This is a genomic window from Dyella monticola (assembly GCF_003363155.1).
Taxonomy (GTDB): domain Bacteria; phylum Pseudomonadota; class Gammaproteobacteria; order Xanthomonadales; family Rhodanobacteraceae; genus Dyella_B; species Dyella_B monticola.
Map to the genome: position 1 here is coordinate 24,308 of NZ_QRBE01000017.1, position 17,912 is coordinate 42,219.

The following is a 17,912-nucleotide window of genomic DNA, read 5'->3' on the forward strand; positions in this document are numbered from 1 at the left end:
GGATCATCGGCGGCTTTTTGTTTGGGCGCACGTCGGTGGACGCAATCAGTCTTGCTGGTCCTGCGTGAGGCGCGCGCGCAGCGGCGCCAACTGCGTTTCGTAGCGCATCGCGCGCGCGGTGTCCTTGCGCAGTGGCTGGCGTACCTGCGCGGCGCTGGCGGTGCTCAACACGACGCGTGATGTCTTATGGAAGTCGAGGCACGCCGGATCGAAGCTCAGGCCACAGAAGTCCAGCAAGCGCCGCGTTTGGGTCTCAGGATCGGCGAGCAACGCTTCATAGGAGAAATCGAGCACCTGTCCCGGATAGCGTTGCAGCCAGTAACGGCTGAGCCTGGCGAAATCCAGGTAGTAGCTCGCCATGTCGTCGAGGTCGTAGCTAAAGTGCGAACCCGTGCTGAAAAGCTGGCGATAACAGGCCAGGCAGGTTTCCAGCGGGTCGCGATGTACGTTCACGATACGTGCACCCGGCAGCATCGCTCGCGCGGCGCCGACCAATTCCCACGTAACGGTGTTCTTGTCGGTGAAGAGCGGACGCTGTTGCCGCCAGCGTGCCGTGCGGTCGAGGTATTCACGCCCCAATCGCGCCCAATCTTCCGCGGTAGCCGATGCGACCCATTGCGGAAAGGGTTGCTTGCGACGGCGCGATTCGCCTTCGATGACTTGTGGCAGATCGAGAATTTCATTGGCACCTTCCACCTGCGGATGCGAAGCCAGGATCTGCTCGATCAAGGTGGAGCCCGAGCGCGGCAAGCTGATAATGAGGATGGCCTCGCGACCCAGTGCTGGATCGACCGGTGCAGGCGGGGAGGTGGCGAACGCGGACATGATGGCATCCACCTTCGCGTTCTCTTCCCTTGCATTCCACAGCACTTGGCGACGTTTCAGCGTATTGGCTTCACGCAGTGCTTCAAACGCTTCGCTGTAAAGGCGCTGGTCTTCAAGCGCTTTGGCGAGCGCAAAGCCAAGGGACACGCGCGCGTCGGCAGATAGGCCCGGCTTACGAAACGCGCGACGCAACGAGGCGGTGTCCGCTTCGCTAAAGGGCTCGGTTTTCAGATTGGCGAGGGCGTACCAGGCGCCGGCATGTTCGGGCTGGCGCTTGAGTACTTCACGATAGTGCGCAGCGCCGGCAGCGATATCACCCAGATGCACAAACGTATCGGCCAAGCTGATGCGCGCGGTGACATGGCTGGGATCCAGTGATAGTGCGCGCTCAAACACACGGCACGCTTCCTCCGCATGCAATTGCAGTTTCAGTGCCTTGCCCAGGTTGTACCAGGCGGAGGCCATGTCGGGCGCTAGTTCGCATGCGCGACGAAATGCACCGATGGCGTCCTGCACCTTGCCGCATTCGAACAGCGAAATGCCGTAGCTCATCAGGATGACGGGGTCATCCGGGCGAAGCGTGTCGGCTTGCCGAAATGCATCCGCCGCTTTGACAGGGTCGCCGCGCATCTGCGACGAAATTCCTAGCAAACGATGCGCTTCGGCACTTTTCGGTGCCATCGCCATGACACCGATCAGCGTGCGCTCGGCAGCGTCCGGCTGACCACGGCTCAATGCCTTGACCGCTTCATCCAACAAACGACGCGCCGACGGCGACAAGCCAGCGGCGCGGTCTTCCGGTGCGTGAGTTCCATGGGTCATGGTGGACGACTGCCCTGATAAAAATGTCTGCAACAAGGGAAAAAGAGTACATGAGCGGCTCCCTTCGTGACAGGACCGACTTGATCGCGACGCACAAAAAAGGCCCCATTTTCAGGGGCCTTTGCATGCGAAAGACGATGAATCAGTAGCGCGGAACGCTGCTGTCAATTTCACCGGCCCACGCATCGATGCCGCCGTCCACGCTGTAGATCTGCGTGAACCCATGCGCCGCGAAACGCTCGGCGACGCCACGGCTCGAAACGCCGTGATGGCACATAAAGGCGATGGGCATGTCTTTGGGCAGGTTGGCGAGCGCCTGATAGCCTTCTTCTTCCAGCACGCGTGCCTGCGGCAGCGGCGGGGCGATGGCGCGGCCCTGGGCGGGGCGGGTGTCGATCAGCGTGATGCTGCCGGCGGCAAGGCGATGCTTGAGTTCCTGCACGCTCATCGACTGCACGCCGCCGCCTGCGCCGGGAAACTTCAGGCTGAGGCCCTCGCCCTGCATGGTGGAGACCCAGTCGATCACGATGCCCTTGGCGCGCTGCGCGCTGGCCGGGTCGAAATGCACCTCGATGCCGTTGGCGGTGACGACGATGTCGTGCTCACTGGCGGGCGCGAGCTGGAAGCCGGCGCTGTGATCCGGGCCGATCTCCAAATGCAGTGCCAGGCCTTCGGCATTGGCCGTGCCGGCGCGAATGGCGTCGGCCGCTTTATCCGTGATGCTGATTTCCGGCGGCGTGCGATCCGGTGCCGCGGCGCCAAACAACTGATGCAGCTCGCCGCTGCCGTACATCTGGCGGATGATGTCGGCACCGCCCACCAACTCGCCGTCGACATACAACTGTGGAATGGTCGGCCAGTTGCCGAACACCTTGATGCCTTCACGGATTTCCGAATCTTCCAGCACGTTGACGGTGTGGTATTCGGGCAGCAGCTCGTTCAACGTATTGGTGGCGGTGGCGGAGAAGCCGCACATGGGTTGCTGGCGGGTACCCTTCATGAACAGCACCACGCGGTGGTCTTTCAACAGGGTTTCGATACGGTCGCGGGTGGCGGTGTCCAGGGACATGAGGGGCTCCGGCAAAGAGGGACAATGATACGCCGGATATATATCGAGGCGTGCGCCGCCGCTTCAAGCCTTCCCGTGTCGCAGCGTTAGGCCGCGGGTTTGAGCTCCTCCAGCTCAGGCTTCTTGCGCCGGGCCAGCGGTGCCAGCGCCAAGGCCGCCATGGGTGATGGTTCCACCAGCTCGCGGCTGGCGTGGCCCAGCGCGGTCGGCTGTTCGCTCCAGTGGATCAGCTCCATGGCGCCGTATTCGTCTTCCACCAGCGCGGTGCAGTGTTCGACCCAGTCGCCGTCGTTCAGGTACACCACGCCGTCGATCGTGCGCACTTGGCCAAAGTGGATGTGGCCGCAGATGTGGCCGTCCACGTTGTGCTCGCGCGCGCCGGCGGCGACGCGTTCCTCGTAGGCGCGGATATAGGCCAGCGCCTTGCCGATGTGCGATTTCACGATGATCGACAACGGCAGATACGGCATCGCCATGCGGCGGCGCCAGGCGTTGACGCGGCGGTTGCCCCAGCACACGAAGCGGTGCATCGCTTCGCCCAGATGCAGCATCCAGCTGCGGCCAATCTGCTCGGGGTCGTATTCATCGCCGTGGCTCACCCGATAGCGGCGGCCGTCGGCACCGGTGTGAATGGCGTCCAGCTCGATGCGCACGCCGCAGATGGATTGACCCACGAGCCCCCGCAGCGCGCAGTCGTGGTTGCCGGGGATGTAGGTCACTTCCACGCCGCGCCGGGCCATGTCCAGCACTTCGGCGATCACGGTACCGTGGTCCGGATGCCACCAGCGGCGGCGGCTCAGTGATTCCAGATCAATGATGTCGCCCACCAGATAAAGCTTCTGGCACTGCAGGTTGCGCAGGAAGTCCAGCAGGTAGGCGGCTTTGCAATCCGGCGTGCCCAGATGCACGTCGGAGATGAAGGCGCTGCGGCAGCGAAGCATGGCCATGGCGTCGTTCCCCGGTTGGTTGCCGGGACCACAGTCTGGCGCCGGAACGTCACCGAGCGATGGCGAAATGGTTGCAAGGAGGTTGCCGTGACGGCTTTTTCCCTCGAAAAAGTGGGAAAACGCGGGTAGCTATGCGATAACAGCCGGGGGAAGGGAGAAAATATGCATGACGACGCCAGCCGCGACGCCGCTCGCACAATGGCGTGAGGCCGCGCACGTGTGCCTCGCGCGCGGCGACCTGCAACAGGCCGGGGCGTTGTTCCGGCAGGTGCTGGAGGAAGCGCCCGATGACGTGGAGGCGTTGCAGGTGCTCGGTGCGGCGCAACTGGCGGCCGGGGATTTTTCCATTGCCGCGCAGACACTGCGGCATGTCCTGAGCCAAGCGCCGGATTTGTTCGTAGAGCGGCTACGGCTGGGGTTGGCGCTGGAGCAACTTGGACAATCCCATGCGGCATTGACTGCCTATTTCGGCGCATTGCGTACAGCGCAAAATCAAGGACGCTGGCTCAATGACGACACCACCGCGCCCGCACTTCGCGAGGCGGTGAAACATGCGATCGGCTATGTCGATACGGGACGGATCGAGGGGTTCCATCGCATCCTTGAAGCGTTGCAGCACCGGCATGGCGCTTCTGAGCTGCAGCGCGTGCAGCACTGCCTGGAGGCTTATCTGGGTCAGCGCGCCGCCGAGATCACCGATCCGCGCCAACGGCCCAAATTCCTCTACTTTCCTGGCATTCCCAACCGACCTTATTACCCGCGAGAACGCTTTCCTTGGCAGGACGCGCTGGAAGCGGCCACCGCATGGATACGCGAAGAGCTGCATGGCGTGCTGGCGCAGGCGCAGAGCTTGGAAGCGTTTCTTGGGCCACCGCCGCCGGGGCAGGCATCGATGCTGGATTCAACCGGGCCGCAGCCGGCCGCATGGGATGCGTACTTCTTCCAGCGTCACGGCCAGCGCTATGCGGCACATGCTCAAGCCTGTCCACGCACCGCCGCATTGCTCGATAGCCTGCCGCTGACGCGCATCCGCGATCATGCGCCCGAAACGCTGTTTTCCGTGCTCAGCCCCGGCACTCATATCCTGCCGCACACGGGCGTGACCAACGTGCGCCTGGTGACGCACCTGCCATTGATCGTGCCACCCGACTGCGCATTGCGCGTAGGCGGCCAAACACATGTCTGGCAGGAAGGCCGCTGTGTGACCTTCGACGACACTTTCGAGCACGAAGCATGGAATCGCAGCGCAGAAACGCGCGTGGTGTTGATCCTGGATAGCTGGAATCCGGCCCTGACTGAGATCGAGCGTGTTGCCTTGACCGAGCTGGTCGAGGCGATCGGCGATTTCAACGCGGCAGGCGAGCCGTAGCGCGTGCTTATCTTTTCAAGCACGAAAAAGCATCACGCGTAGCCAAGCCGCTCGATCAGCGGACGCACGATCGGCAACACCGGCTCGAACATCTCTCGATAGGCAAGCCAGCGATGCACTGCGCGCGCGTGAATGCCTTGCGTCACTTGCGCATAGCTTGGCGTGCTGATGTACGCCTTGCCACGCGCATGCTCGGCAAATCGTGTCATGGGTGATACATCGTCCACGCCAAGAAAATGACCCAGCCGCAGCACATTTTCTTCAAAGCGCGTGACCACCGATTCGTAGCGCCACTCCAATACGCGTGGCGCGAGTACGTCCACCTGATCGAACCAGTATTCAAATGCACGCACGTAACCGCGTGCCAGCCGCTCCAGTGAACTGCACATCACCATGAACGCCGGCGAGCGAAACGATTGCATGTGGCAGCTCAGTAATACGTCGCAAGGGTGGCGCACGCACAGGATGATGCGCGCTTGCGGAAAAAGCCTTGCGATCATCGGCAGGCACAGCATGTTGAGCGGATTTTTATCGACCAATCGCCGTGTGCCGCGTTCCGGCACGACCTTGTGCACCATCGAGGCGTAGGCTGCGCGCAATTGTTCGGCGTCCGTTTGCGTGAGGTCGGCCAGGGCGGCGGGATAGGGCTGCCCGGCAAGGTCCATGCGCTCGGTTAATGCGTGCACGAATGCGCGTTCATCCATGGCGCAGAAGTGCGGATGCGCATCCAGCATTTGTTCCAGCAGTGTGGTGCCGGAGCGTGGAAAGCCCACCACGAAGACCGGATTGTGCGCATCGAGCGGCGGATTCAATGGTTTCCAGCGGCCGTGTTCGGCGCGGGTGACGGATCGATCGGCCATGGCGAGTGGCTGACTGTCTTGGGCCATCAATTCGGGCACGATGGCGCTGGCAAGCGTGAGTTGAGTCGCGTGCGCGTGTTGCAAAGCCTGCCAGGCAGCATGAGGCTGCCCTTGCTTATCGAGCGCGGCAGCAAGGCCGAAGGCGGCCTGGGCGCGCACCTCGCTATCGTCGGTAGTGGCAATGATGTGTTCGTAGAGTTCTGCCGCACGTTGCCAGTCATGACCTCGTGCGGCGAGCGCGGCGTGCGCCAACCATGCCGCACAGCAGAGCGATGTGTGTTGTGAAGGCAGCTGGTCCAAACGCAAGTGCGAAAGCTCGGCCTCGGCCAGATCGACTTGGTTGGCGCGCTCGTATAGCGCAGCGCGTAGCGCCGTCATGCGCAGACGCATGAGGTCGGCGGTGCCTTCGTCCGGCAGTATGGCCTGTTCCAGTGTGTGGATGGCGCTATCGCGCTGGCCCAGCGTGGCTAGCATGCTGGCCAGCGTCAGTGCTTGTTCGGCAGGTTGCGGTGGCCACGTCGCGGCGTTTTCCAGCATGGCCTCTTCGCCAGCGTTGTCGCCGCAGATATGACAGGCATGCGCGGCCTGCAGGCGCGCTTCGACGAAATCGGGTGACCGTTGCACGGCATTGAGCAAGGATTCGCGTGCAGCCAAGCCGTTGTTCTGTTGCAGGTGGAGCAGGCCGAGGTTGTAGTGCACATCCGCGTTGTGCGGGGCGAGCGCTACCGCGTGTTGCAAAGCGGCGAGGGCGGTTGCCGTATCGCCCGCTTCACGCGCCACCAGGCCAAGGTTGTTCCAGTATTCAAAGGTATGCGGCCGCAGTTGTGTCAAGCGGATCAAAAGCGGCAGCGCTTCGTGCAGGCGACTCTCCGCACGCAACGCCAGCGCGCGCAGCAAGAGGGTTGTTTCACTGTCCATTGGAAGCGCTTCGCTAAGCGCAAGCACACTGGCCATGTCGCCTTGATGAAAGGCGGCGAGCATGGCGGCTTCTGCAGTGGGAGGGGACGTATTCAATCGCGCGGCAAAGCTCTGCAACCCTGCGTTGTCCCTCCCCTGCATGCAGGGGAGGGAACCTGATGCATCGAGGCACGAGGCAATACTAGAACTTCACCGTGGCGCGTGCCCAGTAATAGCGGCCAAGCACGTCATAGGTTGCCGTATCAACGTTGTAGTTCAGGCCGTTCTGGTAGATCAGCGGGGGGGCCTTGTCGGTGATGTTGTCCACGCCAAACTCGAAGCGTGTCTTGATCGAAGGCACCGTATACGCGATTTGCGCCGACTGATAGATGATCGAGGCCATCGGTGCGCTCGCACCGGTGAGGTAGTCGGCATTGAGGTTGGTCAGATGGTTGATGTAGCGCGTCTGCCACTGTGCGCTCCAATTGCCGAATGACCAGTTGAGTGTCAGCGTGCCGCGCCAACGGGCGATGTTGCCGAATTGCTGGGTGTACGTGCCCGCGTAGTCGACCGTCTTCGCACCCGGCTGGCCCGGCGTGGCATCGTTGTAGAACGAGCCGGTGTAGGTGGTGTTCAAGCCCACCTTGAAGTTGCCGGGGTTGAAGCTGCCGAGGTCGAAGTGTGGAATGGTGTAGTTGGCGCTGAAATCCACACCACTGGTGCTCAGGTTGCCGAGGTTCACTTCCGGCGTGTTCATGTAGTAAATCGCACCGGCCAGGGCGTTGTTGCTGGGATAGCGGTGAATGAAACTGCAGTACGGGCTGTTGTTGTTGGCAAAGCACGCATCGAGCACCGTTTGCGCAGCCAGCGGCGTAAGCATGTCGTGCAGATTGATGCGCCACACATCCACGGTGGAGGAGAAACCTTCCAGCCAGCTCGGCGAATACACCAGACCGAGGTCATAAGACATGCCGTGTTCGGGTCTGAGGTTGACGCCCGCCGGTTTGCCGCCCGAGTAATAGCCGGTGATCTGCGGTGTCGGGTTGCCCGCCCACTGCGGCGGCACGTACTGGCAGGCGCCAGGATGCGCGGCAAGGGTTGCGGCACTCAGGCCCGTGCACGGGTCGTTGATGGTGGGATTGGCAATGGTGATGCCGTCGAACAGTTCATCCAGATCGGGCGCGCGGAACACTTGCGTAGCCGTTGCACGTACCAGCAAATCGGCCACGGGACGATATTCCAGCGCAATTTTCTTGTTCGTGGTCGTTCCGGACGTGCTGTAGTCGGATGCGCGGATGCCCAGATCGATGTTCAGCGCATAGGCAAAGGGTTGTTCCGACAGCAATGGAACCAGCGCCTCGCCGTACAGCTCCTTCACGTTGATGCTGCCGCGGCCGGGCGAGCCGCAGGCTTCAGCCAATACGTCGCACGTGGCGGTACCGGGATTGAGAATGGCATCCGGCGTGACGGTGTAGTTCATCGAGTTCCATCGATACAGCGCACCGGTGGACGCCAAGATCGCGCCGGCGGGCAGATCCCAAAGTTCACCCGATGCGTTGGCCTGGAGCTGCTTCATGGTGTTGGTGAGCACGTAGGTGGGGGAATCCACGCCATCGCGCAACAACCCCGATACCGCCGGATCGGCCTGATCAAAAATATTGCCACCGGAGTTGATCACGCCTTGCAGATCGGCAATGTTCACTTCGTTGTAGTCGACCTGTTTGCGATTGGTGTAGCCGTAATCCAGGCTCGTATCCCAGATCCAGCTGCTGTCCCCGAAGTGACCGCGCAGGCCGGTATTGAACTGCAGGTTGTCCGTGTCGAACGTATGCAGGCGCGTGCCAAGACCGGTCAGGCGCGTGTTGATCACGTAGCTGGTGCCGGTATAGCCGGGCGGGTTGCCGAACGTTACGCCAAACGGATTGATGGGATTGTTGGCCGTGACGTACCAGCCATCGCCCGTGCCGGTCGGTGCGGGCGCGTCTTGTCCGGCGGAGTTGGTGCGGTTGTAGAAGACGTTGGCGAACGCGGTGAGGTTGGAGGTGAGGTTGTAATTGCCGAGTACAAAGAAATTCGCGCGCTTCTGCTCGGTCTGGATGTAGTTGTAGGCGTTGTAGTTGAACGTATCGCTAGGACCGCCGTAGCAGCGGTAGTCGCCAAGGCTGCTGCCATTGCCGTGCGCGAGCGTCACGTAGGTATTGCCCTGGCCATTCACGTTGCATCCGCCGGGCGAGAGTCCGGCCGGGATCAGAATGCGGCCGCTCGGAATCGTGCCTGAGCCTGCCGGGGTGATGACACCGCTGGAGAGATAAAGCGCCTGCTGCGAAAAGCCGCGTCGGGTGGCTGGCACGGCGGTGTACTTGTTCCAATCCAGGCCCGCCACGATGTTGCCTTTCTCGCCGCTGGCTCCGGTGGTGAAACTGAAGCCGCGACGTTGACCGTCGCCATGACTGGAAATGCCGTCGTTGACGCTGACCTCCGCGCCTTTGAAATCCTTGCGCAGATGGAAGTTCACAACACCGCCGATCGCGTCCGAGCCGTATGCCGTAGATGCACCCTCCGCCAGCACGTCCACACTCTGGATCATGTTTTGCGGAATCATGTTCAGATCCGCATTCGACAAACGCTGGCCATCCACCAGCACCAGCGTGCGGTTGGTGCCCAGGCCGCGCAACGATATGCGCGAGGCACCGTCGCCGCCTTCCAGGGTGGGGCTGGCGACGCCACCACCGTTGCTATTGTTGGCCGGATTGGTGGCGTAGCCGGAAACGCTCGGTAGCTGCTGCAGCACATCGCCCAAGGTGGGGCTGCCGTTGTTGGTGATCGCCGCGCGATCCAGCGTTACCACGGGGTTGGCGGTTTCCGTATCGACACGGCGAAGCAGCGAGCCGGTTACCGTCATGCCTTGCAGCGTTTTGGCCTTCGAGACCTGGGGCTGCTCATTGCTGTTGTTTTGGCTGTTGTTTTGGGTGGACGTGCTTTGCTGAGGCGGGTTGTTTTGTTGTGGTGTGGCGTCTTGCGCGTAGACCACGGCGGCCGATGAAGCGATGCCGACGGACAACGCCAGACGCACCGCGGCGGACAAGCGATTGTGGTGGGCTTGCATGGTGTCTCCCCGAATAGAGATGGCAATAGAGGAACACCAGTGCAACAACGGAGTGCTGCCGTTTTTCTCCCCGTACATCGATGGGTGTGCAGGAACGTCCAGACACCCTTCGATGTGCCGTGCTGCCCAGCGTTCCCCTGGCCCAACTGTTTCAGGAATTTACGGGCGAGTAAAGCGAAATCTTACGAACTTCGGACACTCGGCACGCCCAGCGCCTGGCTCACCACCGGTGCAATGGCGTCCGTCCATAGCGCGTACTGGGCGCCGGAAGGATGCAGCCCATCGGAGGCGACCAAACCGGCATGCTCGCGAGAAATGCCAGTGATGTTCACGAAATGCGCGCCGGCATGGTCGGCTTCCTCATGCGCAATGGCATTGAAAGCGTCCAATTCGTGGCCGATACGTTGGACATTGCGTCCGCTGGCGTAGCCGAACGGCGTTACGCCCCAATCGGGAATGGACACCACCGCCACGCTTCCGGCGCGGCGGCCGGTCAGCCCGACGGCGCGAATCAGCAGGGCACGGAATTGCTCGCGGTAATTCTCGGACGATCGTCCGCGATACTGGTTGTTGACCCCGATCAGCAGGGTCACCAGATCGTAGTCGGGCGCGAGCGTGGCCCGGTCCATGCCATCGGAAAGCTCGTCGGTGGTCCAGCCGGTAACGGCAATGATGGTCGGATCGTCGATCGAGACCTTACGCCGGCGCAAGGTTTCCACCAGCTGCGCCGGCCAGCGCGCCTGGGCGGGCACGTCCTCGCCGATGGTGTAGGAGTCGCCCAGGGCCAAGTAACGCAATGGCATGATCAGCCCGCGGCCACGGCGGCGCGCGGCGATTCCTCGGCAACCATGCGTTCGAACACGCGCTCCATGCGTACGAACACCTCGCGCAATTGAGCCGGTTGCGGCAGCAATGTCAGTCGCATGTGCCGGCTGTTGGGTACGTTGAAGCTGGTGCCGGGCACAATGAGTACAGATTCTTCTTCCAGCAGGCGCAGCGCAAAATCGTTGTCGTCGAAATCGGCGATACGATCGCTGCGCACGCGTGGGAAGGCGTATAGCGCGCCTCCCGGCGTCACCACATCCAGATAGTGGCTGGCGGCGACGCCGTCGAGCACGGCCTGCCGCGCATCGTGCAGGCGCCCGCCTGGCAATGTGAGCGCGGTGATCGTCGGTGCATCCTGCAGCGCCGGAATCACCGCCCACTGCGCGGTGACGTTGGCGCACAGGCGCAAGGCGGCCAGAAGCTGCAGCGCATCGCGGTATTCGTGCGTGCGCGCCGGATCGCCCGAAAGGCTCAGCCAACCCACGCGGTAACCGCAGGCGCGATGCACCTTGCTCAAACCACCGAAGCTGATGCACGGCGTGCTGCCAGCCACCGCGGCCAGCGGCTGAAACGGTGTGCCGTCGTAGAGGATCTCATCGTAGATTTCATCGCACAGCAGCAGTAGGCGATGCTGTGCGGCGATCTCCACAATGCGTTCAAGCAACGCGCGCGGATAGACGGCGCCGGTGGGATTGTTCGGATTGACCAGCACCAGCGCGCGCGTGCGCGGGGTGATCAGCGCTTCCATTTCCTCCGGATCGGGCATATGCCGATTCTCGGCCAGGCAACGGTAATAGCGCGGCACGCCGCCGTTGAGGATGGTGGCAGCGCTCCACAGCGGGTAATCCGGGCTCGGCAGCAGCACTTCGTCGCCCGGCTGCAGCAGTGCGCGCAGACTCAGATCGATCAACTCACTCACACCGTTGCCGATGAAGATGCGTTCCACCTGCACGTGGCGCGCACCGCGTGCGCGCTGCTGCGCGGCGATCGCTTCGCGCGCTTCCTCCAGCCCCTGTTCGTGGCCGTAGGCTTCGCTCTCATGCAGGTGTGTAGCAATGGCCTGGCGCAGATGATCGGGCACCGAAAAACCATAACGGGCGGGATTGCCGATATTGAGCTTGATAATCGGCGTGCCTGCCGCTTCCAGTTCACGCGCGCGACGCGTCAGTGCACCGCGGATTTCATAGCGCACCTCGGCCAGGTGCGAGCTGGGTTTGATCGGGGTCAAAGTCGACGTCCTTCGGTGTTTTTTCCGTCAATCGCATGCTAACAGCCGAATCGGGCGATGTGGGGGGCGGAAAAGGGCACGGAGCGGAAACGGTGACACGTCGCAGGCAACCGGCCACGATCGAAGGTATTGGCGCGGCATTGTCATCCCGTTTGCTGCCTTTCCCAAGGCATAATCCGGTAATGAGCGACGCGAAGACCATCGAACGGCTCCGCCGCATCGGCTGGCGGGGTCACGACTTGCCGGGCGAAGGGCGGCAGGTGGCCCGCGTAGCGGCCCAGCACCGGGCCGGTTACGAATTGCACGACGGCGAGCAGGTTTTCAGCGCGCAGCCGGCCGGCTACTTCCTCAAGCGCGGCCTGGACCCGGCCGAACGCCCGGCGGTGGGTGATTTCGTGGAGGTGGAAGCGGGTAAGCCACCGCACATCGTGGCGGTGCAGCCACGGCGCACGGTGCTGTCGCGCGCGGCGGCGGGCGAGCGATATGAGCGGCAGGTGATCGCTGCCAACGTCGATTACGTGCTGGTGCTTACCGGCCTGGATGGCGATTTCAATCCCGCACGCATCGAGCGCTATCTGTCATTGGTGGAAGGTTCGGGCGCGCAGCCGGTCGTGGTGCTCAGCAAGCTCGATGTGAGCGACGAGTTCACGCGCCGTGTGGCCGAGCTGAAAGCCCGTTTGCCGGAAGGCACACCCATTCATGCCCTCAACGGCAAGGACCCGGCCAGCGCAGCCGTGCTCCATGCGTATTTGAAACCGGGCGATAGCGCCGTACTGGTGGGTTCCTCCGGTGCTGGCAAGTCCACGCTCACCAACACACTGCTGGGCAGCCAGCACATGGCCACGGGCGATGTGCGCAGCCACGACAGCCGTGGGCGTCACACCACCACCCATCGCGCGCTGCTGACCTTGCCAAGCGGCGGTTGCCTGATCGACACGCCAGGCATGCGTGAGCTCAAACTCACCGGGGAAGAAAACCTCGATCTGTTCGCCGACATCGAAGCGCTGGCTGAAAACTGCCGCTTCGCCGATTGCGGCCATGGCAGCGAACCGGGCTGCGCCGTCCAGGAAGCCTTACGCGATGGCGAGCTGACGCCCGAGCGCTGGCGAAATTTCCTGAAGCTGCGCGACGAACGCGAAGAGCAGGCCGCGATGCTGGAGTCACGTCTGCGTCGCCAGCGTGGCGCACGACCCAGCGTAAAACCGCATGGCCTGCGCGGACCACGCGAAAAGGAGTGATGGGATTTGAACACCTCTGCCGATGCCGTTCCTGCCGGTTTTGAACACTACGCGGAGCTGGACAAGCGCCTGCTCGCCGCGGTGCGGGGCATCAACATTCTCGCTACCGTAAGCTGGCCCGCTTCGCTGGAAGACCGGATGATCGAGGCCTACGGCAAGGGCGAATACACCTTGCCGGAGGTCAGCTATAAAAAGCCTGATCTGTCGGAAGTGCGCAAGGAACTGGTGGCGATCGAAAGCGAGGCGGGCGACAGCGACGCGCTGGGCTCTTACCTGCGCCGCACCGCTGAATCCTGGCGCGTCGCCGCTGAAATGCTCGAAGCGGTCGGCACGGATGGCGTCACTGCGCCATCCATCCAGCTTTACGGGCGGCCAGGCGATGCCATTTCCGGCAGTCACTACAGCAACCTCGATGCGGCGCGTTATTTCGTCGAGCTGTCCGACGAGCTGGGCGCGGACATGGCCGATGACGACATCACTACCAACATATCGTCCGAGGTGTTGCGCAAGGACCTGTCCACGGCGCTGGATGCGTTCTTTGGCCCGGGCGTGATCGCGGTCGAGGTGGACAACGATCTCACCGCCAAGGCGGCGGCGGGCGCCACGCGCATCCGCTTGCGCGGCGGCACGCGTTTTAGCCGGTACGATCGTCATCAATTGCTCAATCACGAAGCCTTCGTGCATTCGCTCACGGCGTTGAACGGTCGCGCGCAACCGGTGCTCGCATCGCTGGCGCGCACGTCACCGCGTGTCACCGCCACGCAAGAAGGCCTGGCGGTGTTCGCCGAGCTGATGTCCGGGGCGATCGATATCGCGCGGCTCAAGCGCATCAGCCTGCGCATCCTGGCGATCGACATGGCGCTCAATGGCGCCGATTTCGTCGAGGTGTACCGCTTTTTCAATCGCTGCGGCCAAAGCGTGGCCGACAGTTTCCATTCCGCGCAGCGCGTGTTCCGTGGCGTGCCGTTGACCGGCGGCTCCGCCTTTGCCAAGGACAACGTCTATCTCTCCGGCCTGATGGACGTACACACGTTCTTCCGCTGGGCGCTGAAGGAGCGGCGCATGGATCTGCTGCGTTATCTCTTCGCCGGCAAGCTCACCCTGGGCGATGTGATGAACATGGAGCCGTATTTCCAGTCCGGCGCACTCGCCGCGCCACGCTGGTTGCCGCCGTGGATGCAGCATGTGCATGGCCTGGCGGGCAAATTGGCGTTCTCCCTGTTCATCAATCGGGTGCGCATGTCCAAGGTGGAAGCCGAAACGCTGTCGTCGGGCAGCTGATCAGTGAAGGTCTGCGTCAGGCTGGCTGACGAAGATCAGAACCCCAAGGATCGCCATGTAGAACCTGAAGGCGCTGTCTTGTCCGTTCCATGCCTTCGATTGCCACATGGCGAACCATTCCCCGGCCACCACCATGAAGCCGAAAAACCACAGCGCAAAACCCACCACGCACCCGGCGATGATCAGGGTCTTGGCGGCGTTGAAGCTTGCACCGTCTTTATGGCGTGCCCGCCATAGCGCGTAGGTGCCTGCGAGCAGCAGCAGGCAGGTGGCGCCCTCGCTGGCGATGATCAGCCAGTAGCTCGCGTTCCAGAGCAGGCGACTGCTGATGGCACGATCCATCAGCGCGTTGCCAGGGAAGGTGGTGTCCATCGACAACACGTGCTGCACGAATTGAAAGTTGGAGCCGTAATCGATGATGTTGTCGAGGGTCACGATGAAAGCGAAGGCTGCCAGCATGAGTGACAGCAGGGTTTTGGCGAGGCGGATCGTCATCGATTGTCCAGGGCGGTGTAGCGGAACGCGCACAAAGTGATGGCATGCACAGAACATGGGGCGCTATATACCATCCTCTCATGACGCTGCCTTCTACCTGGGGCATAAGGATATGGGACATGATCGCCTCCAGCCGACCACTACGCTTTGGATTGGCTCAACGCCTACTCAAGCCCGTACTTTTTGACGCGTTGCAGCGCCCGGTCCCTCATCCCGCGAGTGCTACCATGCGCGGCATGCCGTCCAACGGCGCCTTTTCCCTTCCTCATTTCGTTTCACGCATCCGATGGCTCATTCTGACGACTTCCGTAAAGCCGCACTCGAGTACCACCGCCTGCCGCGCCCCGGCAAAATCAAAGTCACGCCGACCACTCCGCTGGTTACCCAGCGTGACCTGTCACTGGCCTATTCGCCGGGCGTGGCGTACGCCTGTGAAGCCATTGTCGAGAATCCGCACAGCGCCAGCGAATACACGGCGCGCGCGAACCTGGTGGCGGTGATCACCAACGGCACGGCGGTGCTGGGCCTGGGTGACATCGGCCCGCTGGCGGGCAAGCCGGTGATGGAAGGCAAGGGCGTGCTGTTCCAGAAGTTCGCCGGCATCGATGTCTTCGACATCGAGCTTGCCGAACGGGATCCGGACAAACTGGTGGACATCATCGCCGCGATGGAACCCACCTTCGGCGGCATCAACCTGGAAGACATCAAGGCACCGGAGTGCTTCATCGTCGAGCGCAAGCTGCGCGAAAAGATGAAGATTCCGGTGTTCCACGACGACCAGCATGGCACCGCCATCATCGTCGGTGCCGCGGTAATCAACGCGCTGAAGATCGTCGGCAAGAAGATCGAAGACGTGAAGATCGCCACCACCGGCGCCGGCGCGGCCGGCATCGCATGTCTGGACATGCTCGTGGCGCTGGGCGCGAAACTGGAAAACATCACCGCGTTCGATCGCGAAGGCGTGCTCTACGCCGGGCGCGATCAGATGGATCCGGACAAACAGCGCTATGCACGCAACACCAAGGCGCGCACGTTGGCCCAGATCGTGGAAGGTGCGGATGTCTTCCTCGGGCTTTCGGCCGGCGGCATCTTGAAGCCCGAAATGGTCGCAAGCATGGCCAAGCAGCCGATCATCCTGGCGCTGGCCAATCCGAATCCGGAAATCCTGCCGGAAGATGCGACGAAGGTGCGCCCGGATTGCATCATCGCCACGGGCCGTTCGGACTATCCGAACCAGGTCAACAACGCATTGTGTTTCCCCTACATCTTCCGCGGCGCGTTGGACGTGGGTGCCACCGGCATCAACGAAGCGATGAAGCTCGCGTGCGTGCGCGCGATTGCCGCACTGGCGCAAATGGAGGCAGGTGATCTGGCTGGCGCTTATGGTGGCGATGCGCCCACGTTTGGCCCGGAATATTTGATCCCTCGTCCGTTCGATCCGCGCCTGCTGGTGATGCTGGCGCCCGCCGTCGCGCAAGCGGCGATGGAGTCGGGCGTGGCTACGCGTCCGATCACGGACATGGAAGCCTATATCGAGAAACTCAGCCAGTTCATCTACCGCACCGGCCTCATCATGAAGCCGGTGTACGAACGCGCGCGCTCCGATCGCAAGCGCGTGGTATACGCCGAGGGCGAAGAAGAGACCGTGCTGCGTGCGGTGCAGACGGTGATGGATGAGAAACTCGCGCATCCGATCCTGATCGGCCGTCCGGATGTGATCGAGACGCGCATCCAGCGTTTGGGGTTGCGCATGCGTGTCGGTGTCGATTTCGAACTCACCAATATCAACGATGACCCGCGCTTCAACGAATACTGGCAGCAATATCACGCGCTGACCGAGCGTCGCGGTGTCACCCCGGCCGCCGCGAAAAACCTGATGCGTTCACGCCCCACGCTGATCGCCTCGATGATGGTCAAGCGCGGTGAAGCCGATGCGTTGATTTGTGGTCTGGTCGGGCGCTATCACAAGAAGCTTGGCTACATTCGCAGCGTGTTCGGGCTCGATCCGGGTGTGCAGTGCACCTCGGCGATGAGCGGTGTGATCAACGACAAGGGCACATGGTTCTTCCTCGACACGCACGTGCAGTGCGATCCATCAGCTGAACAGATCGCCGATGCCACGCTGCAGGCCAGCTATCGTCTCAAGCTGTTTGGTGTCGAGCCCAAGGTGGCGCTGTTGTCGCACTCCAACTACGGAAGCCACGAAAACGCCAGCGCGGCGAAGATGCGCGAAGTGTGGAAGATACTGCGCACGCGCGCGCCCTATCTGGACATGGATGGCGAGATGCAGGGCGACACCGCGTGGGATGAGGAAGTCCGCCGTCGCATGTTTCCCAATACGACGCTCAGCGGGCGCGCCAACTTGTTCGTGATGCCCAATCTCGACGCGGCGAACATCGCCTACAACATGGTGCGCGTGATGACAGATGGTGTGGCGGTCGGCCCCATCCTGATGGGTGTGGACAAGCCCGCGCACATCCTCACCCCGACGTCCACCGTGCGTCGCGTGGTGAACATGACCGCGATCGCCGTGGTGGATGCACAGATTCGCGCGGCCCAGACCGAGCGGAGCTGATCGATCTTTTCCCCTTCCTTCGGGGAGGGGATGGGGGCGCAACTTTGCGAGCAGCCCCATACATTCCTCACGTCATCCCGGCGCAGGCCGGAATCCATACTTCGCACTCGCCATGGATTCCGGTCTTCTTCGCCGGAATGACGATTGGGTGAGCTGCTCCTGCGCGGCCGATGCTGCGCCGCCGCAAAACCCTTCGCATACGTATGTATGGTCCGACAATTGGCGAGACTGCCGCGCGGCGGCTAGAATCGAACGGTTAGCTCGTCCTGCGGCGAACACGCCACGCGGTCCCCTCCTGTTCCGTGCCGGCCTCCCTGCCGTCGGACCGTGCATGCCCTCGGCTCCGTCGCTTCCCCGGCGACGCACACCCACCGC

General features: G+C 62.4%; 12 protein-coding genes. 4 read left to right on the plus strand and 8 right to left on the minus strand.

Annotated elements, in window-relative coordinates; all coding sequences use genetic code 11:
• Positions 1–45: 45 nt before the first annotated feature.
• From DWU98_RS19565 to DWU98_RS19575, 3 genes are all read right to left on the minus strand, one after another.
• Positions 46–1,647 carry a tetratricopeptide repeat-containing sulfotransferase family protein gene (locus DWU98_RS19565; protein ID WP_115497269.1) on the minus strand — a complete coding sequence of 534 codons (1,602 nt, stop codon included), beginning with the start codon at positions 1,645–1,647 and terminating at the stop codon, positions 46–48.
• A gap of 142 nt (positions 1,648–1,789) precedes the next feature.
• A complete protein-coding gene (grxD, locus tag DWU98_RS19570; RefSeq protein WP_115497270.1) occupies positions 1,790–2,716 on the minus strand; it encodes a Grx4 family monothiol glutaredoxin in 927 nt (308 codons plus the stop codon).
• A gap of 86 nt (positions 2,717–2,802) precedes the next feature.
• Positions 2,803–3,663 carry a UDP-2,3-diacylglucosamine diphosphatase gene (locus tag DWU98_RS19575; protein WP_115497271.1) on the minus strand — a complete coding sequence of 287 codons (861 nt, stop codon included), beginning with the start codon at positions 3,661–3,663 and terminating at the stop codon, positions 2,803–2,805.
• Between the two features lie 166 nt (positions 3,664–3,829).
• On the opposite strand from DWU98_RS19575, the gene DWU98_RS19580 reads away from it, so the two are divergent.
• Entirely contained in the window at positions 3,830–5,032 is a 1,203-nt protein-coding gene (locus DWU98_RS19580) for an aspartyl/asparaginyl beta-hydroxylase domain-containing protein (RefSeq protein ID WP_115497272.1), read from the plus strand.
• Between the two features lie 32 nt (positions 5,033–5,064).
• Here DWU98_RS19580 and DWU98_RS19585 read toward each other — a convergent pair whose 3' ends face one another.
• The 4 genes from DWU98_RS19585 to DWU98_RS19600 form a co-directional block, all read right to left on the minus strand.
• Positions 5,065–6,873 (minus strand): tetratricopeptide repeat-containing sulfotransferase family protein, encoded by a 1,809-nt coding sequence (locus DWU98_RS19585; RefSeq protein ID WP_115497273.1) that lies wholly within the window; start codon positions 6,871–6,873, stop codon positions 5,065–5,067.
• A gap of 118 nt (positions 6,874–6,991) precedes the next feature.
• The gene (locus DWU98_RS19590) at positions 6,992–9,895 is read right to left on the minus strand and encodes a TonB-dependent receptor domain-containing protein (protein ID WP_115497274.1); all 2,904 of its coding nucleotides are present in this window, start codon (positions 9,893–9,895) and stop codon (positions 6,992–6,994) included.
• A gap of 182 nt (positions 9,896–10,077) precedes the next feature.
• Positions 10,078–10,698, minus strand: coding sequence for an SGNH/GDSL hydrolase family protein (locus DWU98_RS19595; RefSeq protein WP_115497275.1), 621 nt, complete (start codon positions 10,696–10,698; stop codon positions 10,078–10,080).
• Positions 10,699–10,700: 2 nt separating this feature from the next.
• Positions 10,701–11,948: an aminotransferase class I/II-fold pyridoxal phosphate-dependent enzyme gene (locus DWU98_RS19600; RefSeq protein WP_115497276.1), complete on the minus strand. Its 1,248-nt coding sequence runs from the start codon at positions 11,946–11,948 to the stop codon at positions 10,701–10,703.
• Between the two features lie 182 nt (positions 11,949–12,130).
• Between DWU98_RS19600 and rsgA the strand changes: the two genes are divergently transcribed.
• Both rsgA and DWU98_RS19610 read left to right on the plus strand, forming a co-directional pair.
• On the plus strand, positions 12,131–13,186 hold the full coding sequence (gene rsgA / locus DWU98_RS19605) for a ribosome small subunit-dependent GTPase A (RefSeq protein ID WP_115497277.1): 1,056 nt from the start codon (positions 12,131–12,133) through the stop codon (positions 13,184–13,186).
• A 6-nt stretch (positions 13,187–13,192) separates the two neighbouring features.
• Complete coding sequence (locus DWU98_RS19610) at positions 13,193–14,467, plus strand: peptidase MATCAP family protein (RefSeq protein WP_196239545.1); 1,275 nt, start codon at positions 13,193–13,195, stop codon at positions 14,465–14,467.
• Here DWU98_RS19610 and DWU98_RS19615 read toward each other — a convergent pair whose 3' ends face one another.
• Complete coding sequence (locus DWU98_RS19615) at positions 14,468–14,962, minus strand: DUF2165 family protein (protein ID WP_115497278.1); 495 nt, start codon at positions 14,960–14,962, stop codon at positions 14,468–14,470. It lies immediately after the preceding gene.
• A 286-nt stretch (positions 14,963–15,248) separates the two neighbouring features.
• Here DWU98_RS19615 and DWU98_RS19620 point away from each other — a divergent pair, with 286 nt between their 5' ends.
• Positions 15,249–17,537, plus strand: a complete 2,289-nt coding sequence (locus DWU98_RS19620; RefSeq protein WP_115497279.1) for an NADP-dependent malic enzyme — start codon at positions 15,249–15,251, stop codon at positions 17,535–17,537.
• Positions 17,538–17,912: the final 375 nt, after the last annotated feature.